Annotated in this window: 24 protein-coding genes; 15 read left to right on the top strand and 9 right to left on the bottom strand. The window is 72.1% G+C overall.

Annotated features, from left to right (window positions below; all coding sequences use genetic code 11):
- Position 1: 1 nt before the first annotated feature.
- From F3L20_RS15500 to F3L20_RS15510, 3 genes are read right to left on the bottom strand one after another with little or no spacing between them, the layout of a single operon-like run.
- The gene (locus F3L20_RS15500; protein ID WP_150154891.1) at positions 2 to 430 is read right to left on the bottom strand and encodes a hypothetical protein; all 429 of its coding nucleotides are present in this window, start codon (positions 428 to 430) and stop codon (positions 2 to 4) included.
- Positions 427 to 1,110, bottom strand: coding sequence for a response regulator (locus F3L20_RS15505; protein WP_024883663.1), 684 nt, complete (start codon positions 1,108 to 1,110; stop codon positions 427 to 429). Before F3L20_RS15505 ends, F3L20_RS15500 begins: the two co-directional genes overlap by 4 nt.
- Positions 1,107 to 2,084 (bottom strand): HAMP domain-containing sensor histidine kinase, encoded by a 978-nt coding sequence (locus F3L20_RS15510; protein ID WP_206338901.1) that lies wholly within the window; start codon positions 2,082 to 2,084, stop codon positions 1,107 to 1,109. Before F3L20_RS15510 ends, F3L20_RS15505 begins: the two co-directional genes overlap by 4 nt.
- A 273-nt stretch (positions 2,085 to 2,357) precedes the next feature.
- Between F3L20_RS15510 and F3L20_RS15515 the strand changes: the two genes are divergently transcribed.
- The 6 genes from F3L20_RS15515 (at position 2,358) to F3L20_RS15540 (ending at position 6,929) form a co-directional block, all read left to right on the top strand.
- Positions 2,358 to 2,684, top strand: coding sequence for a TraR/DksA family transcriptional regulator (locus F3L20_RS15515; protein ID WP_145824878.1), 327 nt, complete (start codon positions 2,358 to 2,360; stop codon positions 2,682 to 2,684).
- A 43-nt stretch (positions 2,685 to 2,727) separates the two neighbouring features.
- Positions 2,728 to 3,096 (top strand): TraR/DksA family transcriptional regulator, encoded by a 369-nt coding sequence (locus tag F3L20_RS15520; protein WP_150154892.1) that lies wholly within the window; start codon positions 2,728 to 2,730, stop codon positions 3,094 to 3,096.
- Entirely contained in the window at positions 3,093 to 3,896 is an 804-nt protein-coding gene (locus tag F3L20_RS15525) for a rod shape-determining protein (protein ID WP_150154893.1), read from the top strand. Before F3L20_RS15520 ends, F3L20_RS15525 begins: the two co-directional genes overlap by 4 nt.
- A gap of 44 nt (positions 3,897 to 3,940) precedes the next feature.
- Entirely contained in the window at positions 3,941 to 4,564 is a 624-nt protein-coding gene (locus F3L20_RS15530; RefSeq protein ID WP_150154894.1) for an Rv1733c family protein, read from the top strand.
- Between the two features lie 332 nt (positions 4,565 to 4,896).
- Positions 4,897 to 5,901 carry a glycoside hydrolase family 11 protein gene (locus tag F3L20_RS15535; protein WP_150154895.1) on the top strand — a complete coding sequence of 335 codons (1,005 nt, stop codon included), beginning with the start codon at positions 4,897 to 4,899 and terminating at the stop codon, positions 5,899 to 5,901.
- A gap of 26 nt (positions 5,902 to 5,927) precedes the next feature.
- A complete protein-coding gene (locus F3L20_RS15540; protein ID WP_150154896.1) occupies positions 5,928 to 6,929 on the top strand; it encodes a polysaccharide deacetylase family protein in 1,002 nt (333 codons plus the stop codon).
- Between the two features lie 69 nt (positions 6,930 to 6,998).
- On the opposite strand, the gene F3L20_RS15545 is transcribed toward F3L20_RS15540, so the two are convergent.
- Positions 6,999 to 7,643, bottom strand: a complete 645-nt coding sequence (locus F3L20_RS15545) for a dienelactone hydrolase family protein (RefSeq protein ID WP_150154897.1) — start codon at positions 7,641 to 7,643, stop codon at positions 6,999 to 7,001.
- Between the two features lie 133 nt (positions 7,644 to 7,776).
- Here F3L20_RS15545 and F3L20_RS15550 point away from each other — a divergent pair, with 133 nt between their 5' ends.
- On the top strand, positions 7,777 to 8,136 hold the full coding sequence (locus F3L20_RS15550; RefSeq protein WP_346768110.1) for a DUF6343 family protein: 360 nt from the start codon (positions 7,777 to 7,779) through the stop codon (positions 8,134 to 8,136).
- A 501-nt stretch (positions 8,137 to 8,637) separates the two neighbouring features.
- On the opposite strand, the gene F3L20_RS15555 is transcribed toward F3L20_RS15550, so the two are convergent.
- Entirely contained in the window at positions 8,638 to 9,657 is a 1,020-nt protein-coding gene (locus F3L20_RS15555; RefSeq protein ID WP_150154898.1) for a LacI family DNA-binding transcriptional regulator, read from the bottom strand.
- 138 nt (positions 9,658 to 9,795) lie between these two features.
- On the opposite strand from F3L20_RS15555, the gene F3L20_RS15560 reads away from it, so the two are divergent.
- From F3L20_RS15560 to F3L20_RS15575, 4 genes are read left to right on the top strand one after another with little or no spacing between them, the layout of a single operon-like run.
- Positions 9,796 to 11,100, top strand: a complete 1,305-nt coding sequence (locus tag F3L20_RS15560) for an ABC transporter substrate-binding protein (RefSeq protein WP_150154899.1) — start codon at positions 9,796 to 9,798, stop codon at positions 11,098 to 11,100.
- 10 nt (positions 11,101 to 11,110) lie between these two features.
- A complete protein-coding gene (locus F3L20_RS15565; protein WP_145824869.1) occupies positions 11,111 to 12,070 on the top strand; it encodes a carbohydrate ABC transporter permease in 960 nt (319 codons plus the stop codon).
- Positions 12,067 to 12,885 (top strand): carbohydrate ABC transporter permease, encoded by an 819-nt coding sequence (locus F3L20_RS15570; RefSeq protein ID WP_145824868.1) that lies wholly within the window; start codon positions 12,067 to 12,069, stop codon positions 12,883 to 12,885. The genes F3L20_RS15565 and F3L20_RS15570 overlap by 4 nt, the downstream gene beginning before the upstream one ends.
- Positions 12,882 to 15,251 (top strand): beta-glucosidase family protein, encoded by a 2,370-nt coding sequence (locus F3L20_RS15575; RefSeq protein ID WP_150154900.1) that lies wholly within the window; start codon positions 12,882 to 12,884, stop codon positions 15,249 to 15,251. Before F3L20_RS15570 ends, F3L20_RS15575 begins: the two co-directional genes overlap by 4 nt.
- A gap of 84 nt (positions 15,252 to 15,335) precedes the next feature.
- Here F3L20_RS15575 and F3L20_RS15580 read toward each other — a convergent pair whose 3' ends face one another.
- The 3 genes from F3L20_RS15580 to F3L20_RS15590 form a co-directional block, all read right to left on the bottom strand.
- Complete coding sequence (locus F3L20_RS15580) at positions 15,336 to 15,518, bottom strand: DUF397 domain-containing protein (RefSeq protein WP_145824866.1); 183 nt, start codon at positions 15,516 to 15,518, stop codon at positions 15,336 to 15,338.
- On the bottom strand, positions 15,515 to 16,372 hold the full coding sequence (locus tag F3L20_RS15585; RefSeq protein ID WP_150154901.1) for a helix-turn-helix domain-containing protein: 858 nt from the start codon (positions 16,370 to 16,372) through the stop codon (positions 15,515 to 15,517). Before F3L20_RS15585 ends, F3L20_RS15580 begins: the two co-directional genes overlap by 4 nt.
- A gap of 176 nt (positions 16,373 to 16,548) precedes the next feature.
- Positions 16,549 to 17,286: a nitroreductase family protein gene (locus F3L20_RS15590; RefSeq protein ID WP_150154902.1), complete on the bottom strand. Its 738-nt coding sequence runs from the start codon at positions 17,284 to 17,286 to the stop codon at positions 16,549 to 16,551.
- 192 nt (positions 17,287 to 17,478) lie between these two features.
- Here F3L20_RS15590 and F3L20_RS15595 point away from each other — a divergent pair, with 192 nt between their 5' ends.
- Together F3L20_RS15595 and F3L20_RS15600 are read left to right on the top strand one after the other, a co-directional pair.
- The gene (locus tag F3L20_RS15595; protein ID WP_145824864.1) at positions 17,479 to 17,715 is read left to right on the top strand and encodes a hypothetical protein; all 237 of its coding nucleotides are present in this window, start codon (positions 17,479 to 17,481) and stop codon (positions 17,713 to 17,715) included.
- 71 nt (positions 17,716 to 17,786) lie between these two features.
- Positions 17,787 to 18,026: a hypothetical protein gene (locus F3L20_RS15600; RefSeq protein ID WP_150154903.1), complete on the top strand. Its 240-nt coding sequence runs from the start codon at positions 17,787 to 17,789 to the stop codon at positions 18,024 to 18,026.
- A 67-nt stretch (positions 18,027 to 18,093) separates the two neighbouring features.
- Here the strand turns inward: F3L20_RS15600 and F3L20_RS15605 are convergent, their stop codons facing one another.
- Entirely contained in the window at positions 18,094 to 18,594 is a 501-nt protein-coding gene (locus F3L20_RS15605; RefSeq protein WP_382686128.1) for an SDR family NAD(P)-dependent oxidoreductase, read from the bottom strand.
- Here F3L20_RS15605 and F3L20_RS15610 point away from each other — a divergent pair.
- Both F3L20_RS15610 and F3L20_RS15615 read left to right on the top strand, forming a co-directional pair.
- Positions 18,561 to 18,809 carry a hypothetical protein gene (locus tag F3L20_RS15610; protein ID WP_150154904.1) on the top strand — a complete coding sequence of 83 codons (249 nt, stop codon included), beginning with the start codon at positions 18,561 to 18,563 and terminating at the stop codon, positions 18,807 to 18,809. The genes F3L20_RS15605 and F3L20_RS15610 overlap by 34 nt on opposite strands.
- Positions 18,810 to 18,853: 44 nt before the next feature.
- On the top strand, positions 18,854 to 19,825 hold the full coding sequence (locus tag F3L20_RS15615; protein WP_150154905.1) for an oxygenase MpaB family protein: 972 nt from the start codon (positions 18,854 to 18,856) through the stop codon (positions 19,823 to 19,825).
- Positions 19,826 to 20,227: the final 402 nt, after the last annotated feature.

The following is a 20,227-nucleotide window of genomic DNA, read 5'->3' on the forward strand; positions in this document are numbered from 1 at the left end:
CTCAGGTGCTGGAGGCAGGGGGCGGGGCCCGCCCCAGATCCGCCGGTACATGCGCGGCGGCGGGCGGCGCGTGCCCGGCCGAGGGCGCGGGCCGCGCCGGCCGGGGAGGGACCCGCGGCGTGTACGCGGGCGTGAACAGGAGCGGCCCGGCGAACAGGTTCCGCTCGCCGTCGTCCCGTTCCGGCCGGGTCAGTACGGTCCGGGCGGCGACGTACGCCTCGTCGCTGTGCGGCTGGGTGCCCGAGGAGTACGTCGGGGTGCCGGGGGACGCCGGGAAGTAGGCGGGGCCGCCGGGGAGCGGTGACGGCCGAGGCGGGGTCGTGCCGGGGGTGAAACCGAGGGTCAGCAGGACGGCCGCGAAGGCGGCCAGGACGGCCGCGGCGGCTCGGAGCGGAAGACGGGCGGCACGGCCCGGGGCGTGGGCGGTCAAGGTTCCACGAGCCCCGCGCGGATGGCGTACCGCGTCAGCTCCAGACGGTCCCGGAGACCGAGCTTGTGGAGCAGGTTCTCCCGGTGCCGCTGCACCGTCTTGACGCTGATGAACAGCAGCTCCGCGATCTCCTTCGACGAGTGGCCCTCGGCGACGAGCTTCAGCACCTCCTCCTCGCGCGGGGTGAGCAGCTGCTCGGGTGCCTCCTCGCCGTGCCGGACCCGGTCCAGGTAGTTGCGGATCAGCGCGGTCACCGCACCCGGGTACAGGAACGGCTCGTCCCGCATCGCCGCCCGGCAGGCGGCGACCAGGTCACGGTCGGCGACGGACTTCAGCACGTAGCCGCCCGCCCCCGCCTTCAACGCCTGGAACAGGTACTGCTCGTTGTCGTGCATCGTCAGCATCAGGATGCGCAGCCCCGGCTTCAGCGCGGTCAGCTCCCGCGCCGCCTGCAGACCGGTCAGCCGCGGCATGGCGATGTCCAGCACCGCGAGGTCCACGTCGTGGGTGCGGGCCATGGCGATCGCCTCCGCCCCGTCACCGGCCTCGGCGACCACCTCCAGGTCGGGCTCCCGGTCGAGGATCAGCCGGACCCCGCGCCGTACCAGGGCGTGGTCGTCGGCGAGGAGGATGCGGATCGTGTCCGCGGGGCGGTCGGCACGGATGTCCTGGTCGTTCATGACTGCTTCCTGACGGCGGGCACGGTCAGCCGGATTCGGGTACCGGTTCCTTTTCGGGAGACCTCGTCCGGGCTCCAGAGGTCCAGCGTGGCCCCGATCAGCAGGGCGCGTTCACGCATTCCGCGAAGTCCCGCACCTTCCCGCGCGGCCCCGATGCCGCGCCCGTCGTCGGCCACCTCCAGCACGACACCCCGGTCGGTGCCGCGCAGCGCCACCTCCACCCGCCGCGCCTCGGCGTGCCGGGCGGCGTTGGTCAGGCTCTCCTGCGCCACCCGGTAGATCACCAGTTCCGTCTCGTGGTCGAGGGGGGGCAGGTCCGGGTCGAAGCGGCGCACCACGCGCAGTCCGGTGTGGGTGGAGAACTCCGTGGTCAGCGACGTCACCGCGCTCACCAGGCCGAGGTCGTCCAGCACGCCGGGGCGCAGCCGGCGCACCAGCCGCCGTACCTCGTCCAGACTGCCGCGGGTGATCTCCTGCGCCTGCTGCAGCTCGCCGCGCAGCGGTTCCTCCGCCTCGTCGGCGGCCCGCTTCAGGGCCAGCAGCACGGCCGTCATGCTCTGCCCGACCTCGTCGTGCAGTTCCTGGGCGATACGGCGCCGCTCACCCTCCTGGGCGAGGATGGCGCGCGCGCTGCTCGCGACCCGTTCCCCCTCCAGACGCTCCAGCATCGCGTTGAAGGTGCTCACCAGTTCCGCCACCTCACCGCCCCCGCGCACGGGAAGACGCTGACCGGGGCGCAGCAGGTCGACGGTGGTCATCAGCCGGGTCACCCGGTCCAGCGGGGCCAGCCCGATGCGCAGCAGCGCCGCGTTGGCCACCAGCATCACGACCAGACCGCCGACGAGGATCACCGCCTCCGTCAGCAGCACCGGCACGGACACGGTCACCGGAGCCCACAGCAACAGAGCCGTGGCGCTGCCGAGCACCACGGCGTTGAGCCCGAAGATCCGCCAGTACAGGGACACGGAGGTCACGCCTTCCTCTTCCTCGTCTGCCTCTACTGTCGGTCACCGCGGCCCCTGATGCGGCAGCGACCCCCTGGTCCCGGCGGACACCGGCCAGCCTGCCCCGGACACCCCGCCCCGGTCGATGGGCCCCGCGCCCCATTTCCCGTCGTCCGCCGGACCCATGCCGGCCGGGGTGGGTCGTCGGACCCGGCACAGATGGGTCCCACGCCCAATGGGCGCGGGCGGCGCGAGCGGCCATGGTGGAAGCGTCATCCCCTACGTCTCCCCAGGAGGAAAGCCGTGTCGCTCGACCTGCCCCGCACCGAACCCCGTACCGCGAACCCCGCCGCGGACGAGGTCCGCCGGCGTCTGGAGCACGCCCGGACGACCAGGCTCGCTCAGCTCAAGGCGCTGGACGAAAGCGGGGACAGTCCGGGCGACCACCTGATGTCCAACCAGAAGGACGCCATCAAGCGGGTCCTCACGGAGATCGACGAGGCCTTCGCCCGCGTCGACGCCGGCACCTACGGCGACTGCCTGGGCTGCTCCAAGCCCGTGCCGCCGGAGCGGCTGGAGATCCTCCCGCACACCCGGTACTGCGTCGCCTGCCAGCGCCGGGCGTCCTGAACCCGCTGTCCGTCCGTCCTTCCCGCTCTGCCCGAGGGGTGCAGTGGTGACCCACCAGACCATCGGCGAGCACGACGGGGTCCTCGACGCCGAGGACCTCACCGCGCTCCGTGAGAACCTGCACGAGCAGCTGCTGTTCCGACGGGAACAGCTGCGCCAGTTCGCCTTCGCGAGCCGTTCCGAGGACCGCCGCCGGCGGGAGGACGCCGCGCAGATCGAGGTCGGCGTCAAGCTCGCGGCGTCGGCCCGCATGGTGCTCGCCGACGTCGAGGAGGCGCTGGCCCGGATGGACTCCGGGACCTACGGCGTCTGTCACCTCTGCCGCCGCCCGGTCGAACGCCACCGCCTGCTGATCGTCCCCCAGGCCCGCTACTGCGGGCGCTGCCAGCAGGTGCGGGAGGCCGGCCGGTGACCGTGATCCGGCGCCCCCGGCCGGGTCCCGTACGGCACCGGCACTGGCCGCTGTGCAGGCGCTGCTCGGGTATCGCTCTCGACCTGGGCAGCGCCCGCACTCGCGCGTGGATCGCCGGACGGGGCATGGTCCTGGACGTACCGACCGTGACGTTCCCCGGTTCGGGGGCCGTCCACCCCATCCAGCGCGGCACCATCGTCGACGTCCCCGGCACCGCTCGCATGCTGGACCGGCTGCTCGGACACCGGATGCCGAGGATCGGCCGCCCGCTGGTCGTCGTCACCGCCCCGGTCCTCGACGGGCTCGCCTTCCGGGCCGCCGCCCGCACGGCCGTGGAAGCACTCCGCCCGCGCGCCGTACTGACGGTCCCCGGCGCGCGGGCGGTCGCGCTCGCCGCGAGCGTCGACCACATCCGGCCGCTGCTGGTCGTGGACATCGGCGCGCACCTCACCGAGGTGGTGCTGCTCACCGACGGCGCGGTGACCGACGCCCGCCGCACCGCCCTCGGCACCGCCGACCTGGGCGACGGCACCCCGCCGGAACTCGTCACCGAGGCGGTGATCGGCATGGTGACCGCGATGCTGCGGCAGGACCGCACCTCGCTCACCCGCACCGCGCTGAGCCGGGGTGTGCTGCTGGCCGGAGGGGGCGCGCTGCGCCCCGAGATCACCGGCGGGCTGCCCGGCGGCCTCGGCTGCGCGGTCCAGCCGGTGCCGTCGCCGCACACCGCCGCCGTCCGGGGCGCCGCCGGCCTGCTGGCCGCCGCGCACCACCACCCGTCGGCCGGCGGGACCCGCTGACCCACCCCTCCGCCTGCGGCCCCCTCACCGGAAGGAGACGTGACGTGGCGGCCGAGACACCACCGGCACAGCCTCCCCCCGCCCCGCCCCCGCGCCCGCTGTGCCGGCGGTGGCGGCGCAACCCGCTGCGCCGCCGCACCGACGTGGCGCGGGCCTGGCTGGGGCTCGGGGTGCTGACCGCCGTACTGGCCGTGGCGCCCGTGGCCGCCGTCGTGGTGGGCGACGCCGCCCACCGGCACTACCGGGACGCGGCGCGCCACCAGCAGCAGACGCGTCATCTGACGGACGCGACCCTGATCGCGGACGCGCCCCGGCATCCCGAGCCGGGCTCGGACGAAGAGAAGAAGACCCGTTACCCGGTCGAGGTGCGGGTCGTCACCCGCGAGGGGCGCACCCGTACCACCCGGGCGGAGGTGTGGCCGGGACTGACCGCCGGGAGCACCGTCAGCGTCTGGATCACCGCCGACGGGAAGGCCACCGAGGCGCCCCTGGGCGGCAAGGAGGTGCGCAGCCGCGCGATGGGCTGGGCGCTGCTGGCCGCCATCGGCGTCGCCCTCGCCGGCGCCGCCGCGCACGCCGTCGTCGGGGCTGTCCTGCGCCGGCGCGATCTGGCCGGATGGGAGACGGCGTGGGCGGAGACGGCCCCCCGCTGGACGACGCCGACCTGACGTCTGCTCACTCCACGCCGTCGGTACGGCCGTTGCCTTCTCCAGTGAGGCGACGACCGTACCGGTGGCTTGCCGCTGGGCCCCTGAAAAAGTCCTACGAAAGTTTCGCAGGGAACTGATCGAGCTTCGGCTCGCATGACGGCGCATATCCGGTGCTTCACAACTCAAGCGCTTCCATAGACCTGTTGAGCTGGTGTTATTTCTTTCCGTGACGGGCGCCGGTCACTCGAACTTTTCGAAACTCGCACCGAAACCGTTGACGGTTGACGCGCTCAGACCAACACTGTCACGGCATCGACCTCCCCATCGAGCCGTAACAGGAGGCGCCACCCATGCACGTGTCCTCACCACCCGGCAGCCGCAGACGCGGCCGGCTGATCATGAGCGTCAAGAGCGTCTGGACGATCGCTCTCGCCGCCCTCACCGCGCTGCTCCTCACCGGCACGGCGACCGCCGCCCCGGTCATCACGAGCAACCAGACCGGCACCAACAACGGCTGGTGGTACTCCTTCTGGACCGACGCCCAGGGCACGGTCTCCATGGACCTGGGCTCCGGGGGCGGTTACAGCACCCAGTGGAGCAACACCGGCAACTTCGTGGCCGGCAAGGGCTGGAGCACCGGCGGGCGCAAGACCGTCAACTACTCCGGCAGCTTCAACCCGTCCGGCAACGCGTACCTGACGCTCTACGGCTGGACCACCGGCCCCCTGGTCGAGTACTACATCGTCGACAACTGGGGCACCTACCGGCCCACCGGCGAGTACAAGGGCACCGTCACCAGCGACGGCGGCACGTACGACATCTACAAGACGACCCGGTACAACGCCCCCTCGATCGAGGGCACCAGGACCTTCGACCAGTACTGGAGTGTCCGCCAGCAGAAGCGCACCGGCGGCACCATCACCAGCGGCAACCACTTCGACGCCTGGGCGAGCAAGGGCATGAACCTGGGCAGCCACAACTACATGATCATGGCCACCGAGGGCTACCAGAGCAGCGGCAACTCCAACATCACCGTGAGCGAGGGCTCCGGCGGTGGCGGCGGTGGCGGTGGCGGCGGTGGTGGCGGTGGTGGCTGCACCGCGACCCTGTCGGCCGGCCAGCAGTGGGGCGACCGCTACAACCTCAACGTCTCGGTGAGCGGCTCCAGCAACTGGACCGTCACCATGCGCGTCCCGTCCCCGGCGAAGGTCCTCAGCACCTGGAACGTCAGCGCCTCCTACCCCGACAGCCAGACCCTCGTCGCCCGGTCCAACGGCAGCGGCAACAACTGGGGCGCGACCATCCAGACCAACGGCAACTGGAACTGGCCCTCGGTCTCCTGCAGCGCAGGCTGATCCCCGTACGAGGAGGACCCCCACACATGAGCACCGGAAAGCGACAGCCGGTCACCCGGTACCTGGTCCCGGGTGTCGCCGTCGCCGCACTGACGGTGGCAGGCACCGTGACCTCGGGCGTCGGCGCCGCCCCCGCGCAGGCGGCCGCCTGCAACGGCTACGTCGGACTCACCTTCGACGACGGCCCGTCCACCGGATCCACCATGAACCTGCTCAACGCGCTGAAGCAGAACGGCCTGCGGGCCACGATGTTCAACCAGGGCCAGAACGCCGCCGCCAACCCGTCCCTGGTCAAGGCGCAGGTGGACGCGGGGATGTGGGTCGCCAACCACAGCTACACCCACCCCCACATGACCCAGCTCAGCCAGGCGCAGATGGACTCGGAGATCTCCCGCACCCAGCAGGCGATCGCGAGCGCCGGGGGCGGCACACCCAAGCTGTTCCGCCCGCCCTACGGCGAGACCAACTCCACCCTGCGCTCGGTGGAGGCCAAGTACGGTCTGACCGAGGTCATCTGGGACGTCGACTCGCAGGACTGGAACAACGCGAGCACCGACGCCATCGTGCAGGCCGCCTCCCGGCTGAACGACGGGCAGGTCATCCTGATGCACGACTGGCCGGCCAACACCATCGCCGCCATTCCGCGCATCGCGCAGAACCTGGCCTCCCGGGGGCTGTGCGCCGGCATGATCTCCCCGCAGACCGGCCGCGCGGTCGCCCCCGACGGCTCCGGCGGCGGGGGAGGGGGCGGCGGCGGTGGTGGTGCCTGCACCGCGACCCTGTCGGCCGGCCAGCAGTGGGGCGACCGCTACAACCTCAACGTCTCGGTCGGCGGCTCCGGCAACTGGACCGTGACGATGAACGTGCCGTCCCCGGCGAAGGTCCTCAGCACCTGGAACGTCAGCGCCTCCTACCCCAACGGCCAGACCCTCGTGGCCAGGCCGAACGGCAGCGGGAACAACTGGGGGGTGACGATCCAGACCAACGGCAACTGGAACTGGCCGACGGTCTCCTGCAGCACCGGCTGACCGGCGGCGAGCCGCAGCGCGCACCACGCTGCGGCTCGCCGCGCCCCGCGGGTACCGGCCCGGGCTCGCTCACGACAGATGCTCGCCGAACCACCCGGCGGCCAGCTGGGCCACCCGCTCCAGCGCGCCGGGCTCGGCGAAGAGATGGGTGGCGCCGGGCACCACGTCGACACGGTGCGGGGCGGACAGCCGTGCGGCGGCACGGCGGTTGAGGTCCAGCACCTCGTGGTCGGCGCCGCCCACCACGAGCAGCACCGGGCACGCCACCAGGCCCAGCGCGTCTCCGGCCAGGTCCGGGCGCCCGCCCCGCGAGACGGCCGCCGCCACCCGCCGAGGCCGCTCCGTGGCCGCGACCAGCGCGGCCGCCGCCCCCGTACTGGCCCCGAACAGCCCCACCGGCAGGTCCACGGCGTCCGGCCGCCCCTCCAGCCAGTCCACGGCGTGCGCCAGCCGCCCGGCCAGCAGACCGATGTCGAAGCGGTGCCGGCCCGTCGCCGCGTCCTCGTCCTCCTCCGCCCCGGTCAGCAGGTCGAGCAGCAGCGTGCCGAACCCCGCGTCGCGCAGCACCCCGGCCACGGCCCGGTTGCGCGGGCTGAGCCGCGAGCTGCCGCTTCCGTGCGCGAACAGCACCATGCCGCGCGCCCCCGCGGGGATCTCCAGATCACCGCGTAGGCCCCGCGCTCCCGACGGCACCGTCACGGATGCGCTCACCATGCCTGGCCACCTCCTCCGGCCATGGTCAGGGGGTCCGGGTACCCGCGCCGCACGGGTCCAGGCGACCGCCGGTTTGCCGCCCGCCACGAGGGCTACCCGACCCGCACACGAGGTGGGAAGGAGGTGGGCCGCCGTGCGCGACAGCCGAACCGGTTCCGGCCAGGAGCCCCGCACCGGCTCCGGCCGCGAGCCGGTCTCCCGGGCCCGCTCCGGCACGATCGGCCGCAGGAACCCGCGCACCGGCACCGAGCCGGTCACCGCGCGCAGCCCGCTGAGACTGCGGTTGCTGCTGTCCTGCGTCTTCCTGCCGCTGTTCGTCGCGGGGACGGTGCTGTTCGGCGTCTGGGCGGCCCGGTCCGACTCCGGGGACAGCCCCGGACCCGGCCCGCTGGTGCTGCTCGCCGTCGTCTGCGGGGTGCTCGCCCTGACGGCCGCACTGGACCTGGCCGTCGTCCTGCGCCGCCTGCGCCAGGAGCGCGGCGCGGCGGACTGATCCGGACCGGGCCCTCGGTGCTGTTCCGCTTCAAGCCCTTGGGGATGAGCAGCGTCGAGCCTGCCGGGCAGAGTCGTAGCGCCCCGCGCAGGGCTGGCTGCACCGGGCCTTCGGTGCTGTTCGCTTCGAGTCCTCGGGCAGAGCTGCACCGACGCGCAGGGCTGGCCGCACGGGGCCGCAGGGGTTGATCCGCGCCGAGCCATCGGGCTGAGCAGCGCCGAGCCCGCCGGGCAGAGCCGCATGCCCCGCGCAGGGTTGGCTGCACCGGGGCCCTCGGTGCTGTTCCGCTTCGAGCCCGCCGGGCTGAGCGGCGCCCGAGCCCGCCGGGCATGGCCGCACCGACGCGCAGGGCTGGCCGCACCGGGCCGTAGGGGTTGAGCAGCGCCCAGCTCGCCGGGCTCAGGCGTGCCGGGTCTGTGGGGGCGGGGGCGCCGAGCCCAGGGGGCCGCGCCGTATCGCCCCGCAGGGCCGAGCCGGGCAGCGGCAGCCCGCGGGGCTGCGTCAGCCGACGAGCGGCGCCGTGCTCTGCCGTACCACCAGGCGGGTCGCCAGCTCGATGCGCTGGGCCGCGCCGCCCGTGACGTCCGGGCGCAGCAGCATCCGGGACGCCTCCTCGGCCATGTGCCGCAGCGGCTGGTGGACCGTGGTGAGCGGCGGGCTGGACCACTGGGCGAGCGGTACGTCGTCGTAGCCGACCACCGACAGGTCCTCGGGCACCCGCAGCCCTTTCACCCGGGCCGCCTCCAGCACACCGAGCGCCTGCAGGTCACTGCCCGCGAAGATCGCCGTCGGCCGGTCGGGGCCCTCCAGCAGCTCCATGGCGCGCTCGAAGCCGCCCTGCACGTGGAAGTCCCCGAAGCGGGTCAGCCGCGGATCGACCTCCAGGCCCGCCATGGCCAGGGCCGAGCGGTAGCCGTCCAGCCGCGCCAGGGAGCACAGCATGTCCTCGGGACCGGTGATGATGGCGATCCGCCGGTGGCCCCGCTCGGTGAGGTGACGGGTGGCGGCAAGGCCTCCGGCCCAGTTGGCGGAGCCGACCGAGGGCACGTCCGGGTCCGGGTCGCCCGCCGGGTCGATAACGACGAACGGGATGGCGGCGGCCCGCAGTTGGCGTTTGATGTCCTGCGGGAGGCTGGAGAAGACCAGCACCACACCCAGCGGCCGGCGCTGCAGCACACCCGGCAGCCAGTCCGGGTCGGGGGTGTGCCGGGTGCCGCTCTCCGTGAGGACGACGGTGGCGCGATTCTCTTTCGCGACGTTCTCCACGCCCCGGATCAGCTCCATCGCCCACACGCTCTCCAGCTCGTGGAACACGATCTCGATGAGCGGGTAACGGGTCGCGGGCTGGACGCGCCGGCGGTAGCCGTGCAGGTCCAGAAGCTTCTCCACCTTGGCGCGTGTCGCGCGTGAGACATCCGAACGGCCGTTGAGCACCTTCGAAACTGTCGGCATCGAAACCCCGGCCTCTTTCGCTACCGCAGCCAGGGTGACACGCCCGCTCGCCTCGTCGTCTTCACGCATACCCGCAGGATAGAGCACCGCGTCTGGATAACGGTTTGGGCGAGTCGTGAACCGACCGTTGACCCCAACTCCCGTCTGACCTACTGTCCCTCGGCATGGACTTTCGGCGATGAAGCCGAAACTTTCGAAAGGCGAACGATGAAGACACGTGCGCGCTTGCCCAGACTGATCGCCACCGGTGCGACGCTCGCCCTCGCCCTGAGCCTGTCGGCCTGCGGTGACGGCAACGGCGGGGCGTCGGCGGACGACGGCAAGATCCATATCCTTGTCTACGGGGACGCCACCAACAAGATCGAGAAGCAGGTCGTCGACAAGTTCAACGAGACGTCCGACGTCAAGGCGGTCCTCGACACCATCCCCGGTGCGGACTACCAGCAGAAGCTTCAGACGATCATCAGCACCCCGCAGGCACCCGACGTCTTCTTCAACTGGGGCGGCGGCAGCATCAAGCCCTTCGTCAAGGCCGGCCTGCTCCTCCCGCTCGACGACGCCATCAAGAAGAACCCGGAGCTGGAGAGCAAGTTCCTCCCGTCCGTCTTCAACAACGCGGTCGTCGACGGCAAGCCGTACGGCATTCCCATGCGCGGCACCCAGCCGGTCCTGCTCTTCCACAACAAGAACGTCCTCAAGAAGGCGGGCGTCCAGCCGCCGAAGACCTGGGACGAGCTGCTCGACGCCGTCGAGAAGCTGAAGGACGAGGGTGTCACGCCGATCGCGCTCGGCGGCGGTGACGTCTGGCCCACCCAGATGTGGTTCCAGTACCTGTTCGACCGCATAGCCGGCCCGGAGCTCTTCCAGAAGGCCCTCGAGGGCGACAAGAGCGCCTGGGAGTCCGCGGAGAGCAAGAAGGCCCTGAAGATGATCAGGGAGCTCGTCGACGCGGGCGCCTTCGGCAAGAACTACGACTCGGTCAAGTACACCAACGGCGGCTCGGTCGCGCTGGTCGCCCAGGGCAAGGCCGGCTTCGAGCTGATGGGCTCCTGGTACTACTCCCAGCAGCTCACCGACCACCCGGAGTTCGCCGAGAAGGGCCTCGGCTACTCCGCCTTCCCGGCCGTCGCGGGCGGCAAGGGCGACCCGAAGAACGTCGCCGGCAACACCAACAACTACTACTCGGTGCTGAAGAAGACCAAGCACCCCGAGGCCGTCGCCGAGTTCCTCAAGCTCATGTACTCCGACGAGTTCGTCAAGGCGCAGCTCGACGTCGGCAACCTGACCACCACCACCAACACCGACCAGTTCATCGAGACGTCCGCGACGCCCGAGTACTCGCGCTTCCAGTACGACCTGGTCGCCGACGCGCCGTCGTTCCAGCTGTCGTGGGACCAGGCGTACCCGCAGTCGGCGGCCTCGAACATGCACAAGGCCATCCAGCAGTTCTTCAACGGACAGCTCGACACGGACGGCTTCATCAAGGCCATGCAGGCCCTCCCGACCGAGTGACGAACGGCTCATGACCACAAAGATCACGAGCGCCCCGCCCGCCGCCGGGCTCCGCAAGGAGTCCCGGCGGCGGCCGGCCGCCTCCCCGTCCGTATCCAAGGTGGGCCGTCCGGGCTTCGCCTGGGCGCTGCCCGCCGCAGTGTTCTTCGCCCTCTTCGCCATCGTCCCGCTGATCATGGTCGCGGTGCTGTCCTTCATGAGCTGGGACGGGATCGGCTCGCCCCAGTGGGTCGGCACGGACAACTGGTCGCGCCTGATGGACGACCCGGTGATGCTCCAGAGCATCTGGCTGACCCTGCTGCTGACCGCGCTCGGCGTGGTCGTCCAGACCCCGCTGAGCATCCTGCTCGGCGTCTGGGCCGCGGGCCACCAGCGCAACCGCGCGGTGCTGTCGGTCATCTACTTCATCCCGCTGCTGCTGTCCGCCACCGCCGTCTCCGTGCTGTGGCGCGCGCTGCTCGACCCGAACTTCGGCATCCCGGCGGACGCCACCTGGCTGTTCGGCGACGGCAACCTGTTCGGCGAGCAGGCCACCGCCATCGGCGTGCTCGCGTTCGTGAGCACCTGGCAGTTCACGCCGTTCCACACGCTGATCTACCAGGGCGCCGCCCGCGCGATCCCGCAGGTGCTGTACCAGGCGGCGGAGATCGACGGCGCGGGCCGCTACCGGCAGTTCTTCCACATCACCCTGCCGCAGCTGCGCAACTCGATGATCACGTCGATGATCCTGATGATCGTCGGTGGCCTCACCACCTTCGAGACCGTCCTCATCCTGACCCAGGGCGGCCCCGGCACCGACACCACCATCAGCGCCTACTACATGTACGACAAGGCCTTCAAGGGCTTCGACTTCGGGGCCGGTTCCGCCATCGCCCTCGCCCTGGTCGTCGCCGCCACCATCATCTCCCTGGTCGTGGTGAAGGTCTCCGGCTACGACAAGATGCGCAGCACCATGGAGGGTGTGTCATGAGGCGCCGCCCCAACTACCTGGCCGGCGCCGGCTCGATCGTCTGGCTGCTCCTCGTCGGCCTGCCGCTGTACGTGATGCTCGCCGCGACCCTGCGCACCCGCCAGGACTACGCCGCGAACGGTCCGGTCTCCCTTCCGGACACCTTCACCCTGGACAACTTCACCGGCGCCTTCGACTCGGGCTTCGGCCAGTACTTCTTCAACACGCTCGTCGTCACCGCCTGCGTGATCGGCATCGTGGTGCTGCTGGTCCCGCCGCTCGCCTACGCCATCGTGCGCAGCCGGGGCAAGGCCACGTCGGCGATCTTCCGGCTGTTCCTGCTCGGTCTGGCGATCCCCGCCCAGGCCGTCATCGTGCCGATGTTCTACCTGATCAGCGAAGCCGGGCTGTACGACAACCTGCTCGGCGTCATCCTGCCCACGGCCGCCTTCTGCCTGCCGATGTCCGCGCTGATCCTCAGTGGCGCCATGCGTGACATCTCCCCGGAGCTGTACGAGGCCATGGCCATGGACGGCGCCTCCCCGCGGCGCATGTTCTTCCAGCTCGTGATGCCGCTGTCCCGGGGCGGACTGTCCACCATCGTGGTCTTCTCCGCGCTCCAGGCATGGAACGGCTTCCTGTTCCCGCTGGTGCTGACCCAGTCCGACTCCACCAAGGTCGTGACCCTGGGTCTGTACAACTTCCAGACCGAGCACGGCATCGACATCCCCGGTCTGCTGGGAGCCGTGGTGCTGTCCATGGTGCCCATCCTTCTCGTCTACCTGTTCGCCCGTCGTGCCCTGGTCCAGGGTCTGATGGGTGTCGGAGGAAAGTGACCGCGAACGTGGCCGTAGAGACCACCCCCGAAACCCCTGTCTGGAACGACCCCTCCCACCCCGTCTCCGCCCGGGTCGACGCGCTGATCGGCGTCATGACCCTCGAGGAGAAGATCGCCCAGCTGTACGGCGTCTGGGTCGGCGCGTCCGCCAACGGCGGCGAAGTCGCCCCGCACCAGCACGACATGGAGGAGGCCGTCGACCTCGACGCGCTCCTCCCCGCCGGCCTGGGCCAGCTCACCCGCCCCTTCGGCACCGCGCCCGTCGACCCGGCGCTCGGCGCGCTGTCCCTGCTGCGCACCCAGTCCCGGATCACCTCCGCGAACCGCTTCGGCATCCCCGCCGTGGCGCACGAGGAGTGCCTGGCCGGCTTCGCCGCCTGGGGCGCCACCGCCTACCCCGTGCCGCTGTCCTGGGGCGCCACCTTCGACCCGGACGTCGTCCGCAGGATGGCCGCCGCCATCGGCCGCGACATGCGCGCCGTCGGCGTCCACCAGGGACTCGCCCCCGTGCTGGACGTCGTCCGCGACGCCCGCTGGGGACGTGTGGAGGAGACCATCGGCGAGGACCCGTACCTCGTCGGCACCATCGGCACCGCCTATGTGCGGGGCCTGGAGTCCGCCGGGATCGTCGCCACCCTCAAGCACTTCGTCGGCTACTCGGCCTCCCGCGCCGGCCGCAACCTCGCCCCCTCGTCCGTGGGGCCGCGTGAACGCGCCGACGTGCTGCTGCCGCCGTTCGAGATGGCGATCCGCGAGGGCGGCGCGCGCTCCGTCATGCACGCCTACACCGACATCGACGGTATGCCCGCCGCGGCCGACGAGAGCCTGCTCACCGGACTGCTGCGGGACACCTGGGGCTTCGACGGCACCGTGGTGGCCGACTACTTCGGCATCGCGTTCCTCAAGACGCTGCACGGCATCGCCGGCGACTTCGCCGACGCGGCCGGCGCCGCGCTCCAGGCGGGCGTCGACGTCGAACTGCCCACCGTCAAGACGTTCGGCGCCCCGCTCGTCGACGCCGTCACCGACGGCCGGGTGCCGGAGTCCGTCATTGACCGGGCCCTGCGCCGCGTCCTCACCCAGAAGGCGGAACTCGGCCTGCTGGACCGGGACTGGAACCCGCTGCCGCCCGCGTTCGACGGCGCCGACCTGGACGACCCGGAGTCGCTGCGCGGCACGATCGACCTCGACGGCCCCGAGAACCGCGAACTGGCCCGGGAGATCGCCGAGAAGGCGGTCGTGCTGCTCACCAACGACGGCACCCTGCCGCTGGACCGTCCTCGCCGCATCGCGCTGATCGGCCCCAACGCCGACGAGGCCGCCGCCGTCCTGGGCTGCTACTCCTTCCCGCAGCACGTGGGCGTGAAGTACCCGGACATGCCCGTGGGCATCGAGCTGCCCAGCCTGCGCGACAGCCTGTCCGCCGAGTTCCCCGACGCCGACATCACCGTGGTGCGCGGCACGGGCATCGACGACGGCGACCTCACCGGCATCGCCGAGGCGGTGGCCACGGCGCGTGACGCCGACATCGTCGTCGTGGCGCTCGGTGACCGCGCGGGCCTGTTCGGCCGGGGCACCAGCGGTGAGGGCTGCGACGCGGAGTCCCTCGCCCTGCCCGGCGCCCAGCAGCAGCTCCTCGACGCAACTCTCGACTCCGGTACGCCGGTGGTGACCGTGCTGCTCGCGGGCCGCCCGTACGCGCTCGGCCGCGCGGTCGCCGACTCGGCGGCGATCGTGCAGTCGTTCTTCCCCGGAGTCGCGGGCACCCGGGCCATCGCCGGTGTGCTCAGCGGCCGGACCGCCCCCTCCGGGCGTCTGCCGGTGAGCGTCCCGAACAGCGCCGGCTCGCAGCCGACCACGTACCTCGGCGCCCCGCTCGCCCAGGCCAGCGAGGTCTCCAACATCGACCCGACCCCGGCGTTCGGCTTCGGACACGGTCTGACGTACACCACGTTCGCCTGGAGCGACCTCGTCGTGGACGCCGGACAGGCGCCCACGGACGGCGAGTTCACCGCGTCCCTCACCGTCCGCAACACGGGCGACCGGACCGGCACCGAGGTCGTCCAGCTCTACCTGCACGACCCGGTCGCCTCCGTGGTCCAGCCGGTGCAACGGCTGGTCGGCTACACCCGGGTCGAGCTGGAGCCGGGCGAGGAGCGGAGGGTGCGCGTCACGGTCCCGGCGGACGTGGCGTCGTTCACCGGCCGCGAGGGCCACCGGATCGTCGAACCGGGCGCCCTGGAACTGCGCCTGGCCGCGTCCAGCACGGACGCCCGCCTCACCGCGACGGTCACGCTGACCGGCCCGGTAAGGCGGGTGGACCACACGCGGCGCTTCCACGCGGAGTTCTCGCAGGGGGCCTGACCCCCCACCCACCACAGCCCCCGGCCGACGCCAGTCGGCCGGGGGCTGGTCCTTGACGGACGGGTTCAGGGCAAACCGGCGTGCTTACCTGGCGGCGAGGGCCACGAAGGCGGCCCACTGGTCACGGCCGACCCGCAGCACGGGGCCGTTGCCGACGGCCTTGGAGTCCCGTACGTACACGGTGTTCCGGTGGGCGGCCACCTCGACGCAGTCGCCGCCGCTCGTCCCGCTGTAGCTGCTCTTGACCCACTCAAGGTCGATGCTCATAGCTCCCCTGCCATGTGCTGGATGAGGCGCGAGGACTCCTCGGTGTTGAGGGCCTGCGTCCGCAGCGTTCCATACCGAAGCCAGAACTCGCTCACCTCGTGTCGGTCGGACCTCACGCTCACGATGTCCTGGGCTTCAACATAGACGTGCTGTTTGCGGTCGGTCGACTCCAACAACACCATGGGGCCGTTGAGTCCGCTGTGGGCGCCTCGGGCCGTGGGCATGATCTGCAACTCGACGTTGCGCATGGCCGAGCACTCCAGCAGGTGTGCCCACTGCACCCGCATCAGGGTGGTGTCACCGATCACGCGTCGGATCGCGGACTCCTCCACGATGAACACGAAGACGATCGGCGGGTTCTTGCGGGTCAGCAGTGACTGCCGGGCCATTCGGGCCGCCACCCTCTGCTCGACCGTCTCCCCGTCCAGGGGAGGGAAGTGCGCATCAAGAAGCGCCTGGGCATACGCCTCCGTCTGCAACAACCCCGGCACCAGCATCGGGTCGTACGAGAAGCGGCTCACCGCCTCCGCTTCCAGGAGGGCGAAGTCCTGGAGGAACAGTGGCAGTTTGGCCCGGTCCACGTCCTGCTGGAGCACCCGCAGGGCCCCGCCCGCGTCCAGCACGCGTTCCGCGGCCTCCGTGAAGGCCGCCTTCGCCGGGCGGCGGCCCTGCTCGACGGACGCGACCTGCTCCATGGAGTAGCCGATGGCGTCCGCGAGGGCCTGCTGGGTGAGGCCGGCGCGCTCGCGGAAGAGGCGGACGAGCTTGCCGTAGGCGCTCCACGCCGCCGGACGCTCCTTGTCGGGCCCGCGCCGGCCGGCCGTACCGCACTCCCGCTGGGTGGTCCTGCCCATCGCGCCCCCTGCTCCACCGCACAGTGATCCGTCAGGGAGCACAACGACCGAACTGGCGGTCGGGCCACGCGTGCGGACCCGTACGGCTGCCGTACGGATCCGTACCGCGGCCGTACCGTGCCGGACCGGGCCCCGCACGGGCGGTCCGGTCCGGCACGGCGACGTGCGGGGGCGCCCTACCAGCGGTTGCGGTGGACGACCTCCTCGACCGGGCGGCGGCGGACCGGGCCGAAGTTGCCCTGGGGCCGCCCCACCGGGATCGCGGCGAAGGTGTTCATGTCCTCGGGGATGCCGAGGGCCGCCTTCCACTCGTTCTCCAGGAAGAGGTGCCAGATGGTGATGTTGGCGGCCAGGCCCAGGCCGCGCGCCGCGAGCAGCAGGTTCTGCACGCCCGGGTAGACGCACGAGCCCTCCGCGAGGGCGGAGAACCGCTCCTGGATCCGCCCCATACGCTCCGTAGCCTCCGCGCCCAGCGCCTCGGCGTAGATCCGCAGGCCCTCCTCCTCGATCCTCGGCGCGGGGAACTGGTAGCAGGGGATGATCAGCGCGGGCGTGTCGGCGAAGTGGTCGCGCTGGTACTCGATCGCGGCGACCATGCGCCCGTACGCGGCCTCGTCCATGCCCTCGGGGGCGTACTTGCCGGTCGTGGCCAGGTATGCGTCCACGCACCGCTTCCACAGCGGCGCCAGCTCGGCCATGACCGCCCGGTCGGTGACGACGACGTACTGGTAGCGCTGCATGTTGCCGCCGCTGGGGCCCCACACGGCCGCCTGTATGAGCCGGTCCACCAGCTCGTCGGGGAGCGGGTCGGGGCGCAGGCGCCGCATGGCCCTCATGGTGGACATCGTCGCGAAAAGGGAGGGCTCGGCGGTGCCGTCGGCCACCGCGCCGGCGAGAGGCGTCTCAGTTGTCATGATCGTGAGTGTAGGGACTGTGAACTTCCCCTGGAACGGCTCCACTTGAGATCGGCCCAGTGGTCCCGATCTTCGTCGGCCGGGTGCCGGCACCGTCACCGGTGTCGCAGCCGTCCCGCCTGCCGCACGGTTCGCCCGCATGACGTGGGGTCCGGCGCGGTACTCGGCCGGTACTGCGGAAGGGAGCGGATCATGGCGGTCTGTGAAGTGTGCGGAAACGACTACACCCTGTCCTTCGAGGTGCGCACGGTCGATGGCTCCGTCCACACGTTCGACAGCATCGAGTGCGCCGCCCACAAGCTGGCGCCCATCTGCGACAACTGTCAGTGCAAGGTCCTCGGACACGGGCATCAGGTGGGCGGCCAGTTCTTCTGCTGCGCCCACTGCGCCCGCGCACAGGGGCACGCCGAGCTGGCCGACAGCGCGTAGCCGTGAGCGAAGAGCGACGACGACCGCGCGCGGTCCTGCGCCACCGGCCCACTCACACCGGAGGGTGACGAATGATCGACGAGAGCCATGTCAGGGACCTCTGTGACGCCGCGAACGACGACGCCGCGCTCGTCCTGCTGGAAGGCAGGGCCCGCGTGGTCGAGCAGCCGTCGGGAGAGGAGTCCCGGGGAGCGCTGCTCGTGATCACCAAGCGTGACCTGGTCGAGCGACTGGGTCCCGACCCGAGCGACCAGGACCTGCACGACGTGGCGGGGACCCTGTCCGACACGGTCGGCAAGCTGGGCGCCTGACGTGGTTCACCCGCGGTGACCGCCCGCGCCCATGGGGACGTGAGCGGTCACCGGCGGGCCCGCGCGGTCACTTTGTCCGTCCGTAGCGCGGTGCCATGCGGGCGCCCGAGCCGCGGCGCAGGTCCAGTTCCGCTGCCGCAAGGCGAGCCACGGCGTCCGCCTTTGTGAGACCGGGTACGCACACCACCTCCCCGGCCTCCAGACCCGCGAGGGACGCCGTCACCACGTCCGCCGCCGGCATGCCGCCCTCGTCGTGGACCCGGCGCTCACCGCCCACCGGGGTGTCCCCGGCGCCGAGGTGGAACTCGGTCGCCGTGAGCCCGGGGCAGACGACCTGCACCCGCACCGGGGCGTCGGTCAGCTCGGCGGCCAGGGTCCGGGTGAAGGTCACCGCGTACCCCTTGGACCCGGCGTACACGGCCCGCTGGGGGAGGGGATCCGGCGGCAGGTCGCCGGCGAACGCCAGGAGCGACGCCACGTTGATCACGGCGCCCCGGCCGCGCGCCAGCATGCCCGGCACCGCGGCCCTGGTCAGTGCCGTCAGGGCCACGACGTTCACATTCAGCACTCGGGGCCGCCTTCGCGGCGCCGCCCCGCCGGGACACCGAGGGGTGGAGGGTGCTGTCGCTGCTCCTGCACGCGGGCGTCCGCTTCCCCATGGGCTGCTGCTGCGGGCCGGGGTACCGCCCCCGCACGCTCAGGGAGGTGCGGGAGCGGATGGCGTACGCCCGGCGCACGGGGGAGCCTTTCGCCAGGGCGCTGGTGCGTCCGGACCTGCCCTGACGCCCGGCCGATCTGCGGCCGCAGGGGGGTGGGAGGCTGGAGGTATGGACAGCGGCCGTGCGGACCACGCCCCCGAGACGACACCGGAACCGGTGCCGGGCCCGGAGCCCGCACCGGCGCGCGGTGACCGCGCGTCCCGGGCCGAAACCGTTCCGTTCACCCCCGACACGCTCCTGTGGGACATGGTCGGCGACATCCGTGTCCTGCTGTACCTGCCCGCCGCCCTGGTGCTCCAGGTCGCGCACCCGGCCGTGGGCGCGGGGGTCGACGAACACTCCGTGTTCCGTACCGACCCCTGGGGGCGCGCCCGCCGCTCGCTCGACTCGCTGCAGCTGTGGGTCTACGGCGGTGACCGGGCCGTCGAGGAGGGGCGCAGGCTGCGCCGGCTGCACAAGGACTTCCGTGGCACCGACACCCGCGACCGTCCCTACCACGCGCTGAACCCCGCCCCCTACGCCTGGGTGCACGCCACCGGATTCCCCGTCTTCCTGCGGGCCGCGCGGTACCTGTTCCGGCCGTTCGACGAGCAGGGGGAACGGCGTCTGCACGAGGAGGCGCGCCGGCTCGGCCGCATCCTCGGCATCCGGGAGCGGGACATGCCGGGCTCCCCGGAGGAGTTCTGGGTCTACTTCGGCGCGATGGTCCGTGACGAGCTGGAACGGACGGTCGTCGTCGAGGAGTTGCTCGACGCACGGCGGTCCGTGCCTCCGCCGGACGGTGCGGGGGCGGTGCTGCGCCGGCTCTGGCCGGTGCTGTGTCCGCCGCTGCTGCGGCTGCAAGTCTTCGTCACGAGAGGGCTGTTGCCGCCCGTCGCGCGGGAGCGGCTGGACATCGTCTGGACGGCGCGCGACGAGCGCCGGCTGCGGCTGTTCGGCCGTGTCGTGCGTATGGTGGTTCCGCGCCTGCCCGAGCGGCTCCGCTACCTGCCCGCGGCCTACGCGGCCCGCCGCGCCGCCCGCGCCCGAGCCGGGTCGGCGGCCCGCCCGGCACGCCGGCGCCGTCTGCCGCTCGGCTGACCCGCGCCTGCCTCCCGGCTCGGCTGGCCCGCGCCGGGCCACCGCGGCTCATACGGCCCGCCGAGCCGCGCGGCCCGCCGCTCCGCCCGTACGCCGCGCCGGGGCCGTCGGCGTAAGTGACGGCTTGTGCGGGGGAGTTGTGCCCGCGGCCCGCCGTCCCCCCCGGTTCTCGAACGCGGCGGCCCACCCCTGCCTGGGCCGCCGCGCACGGCATCGAGGCGGACGGAGGACGGGCGGCGCTCGCATGCCCGCCCGTGGTGGGGGCCACGGGGTGAACCGGTGAGCCGCACCGGGAGGGGGCCGCCGCACGGTGGCCGGTGATCGACGCGGTGGGCCCGTGTCATGCCCTGTGTTAGTGTGACGCGTTTGCGTGGTCGTCGCGGTGGGCGCTTCTCCCAGGCC

Source organism: Streptomyces tendae (genome assembly GCF_008632955.1).
Lineage (GTDB): Bacteria > Actinomycetota > Actinomycetes > Streptomycetales > Streptomycetaceae > Streptomyces.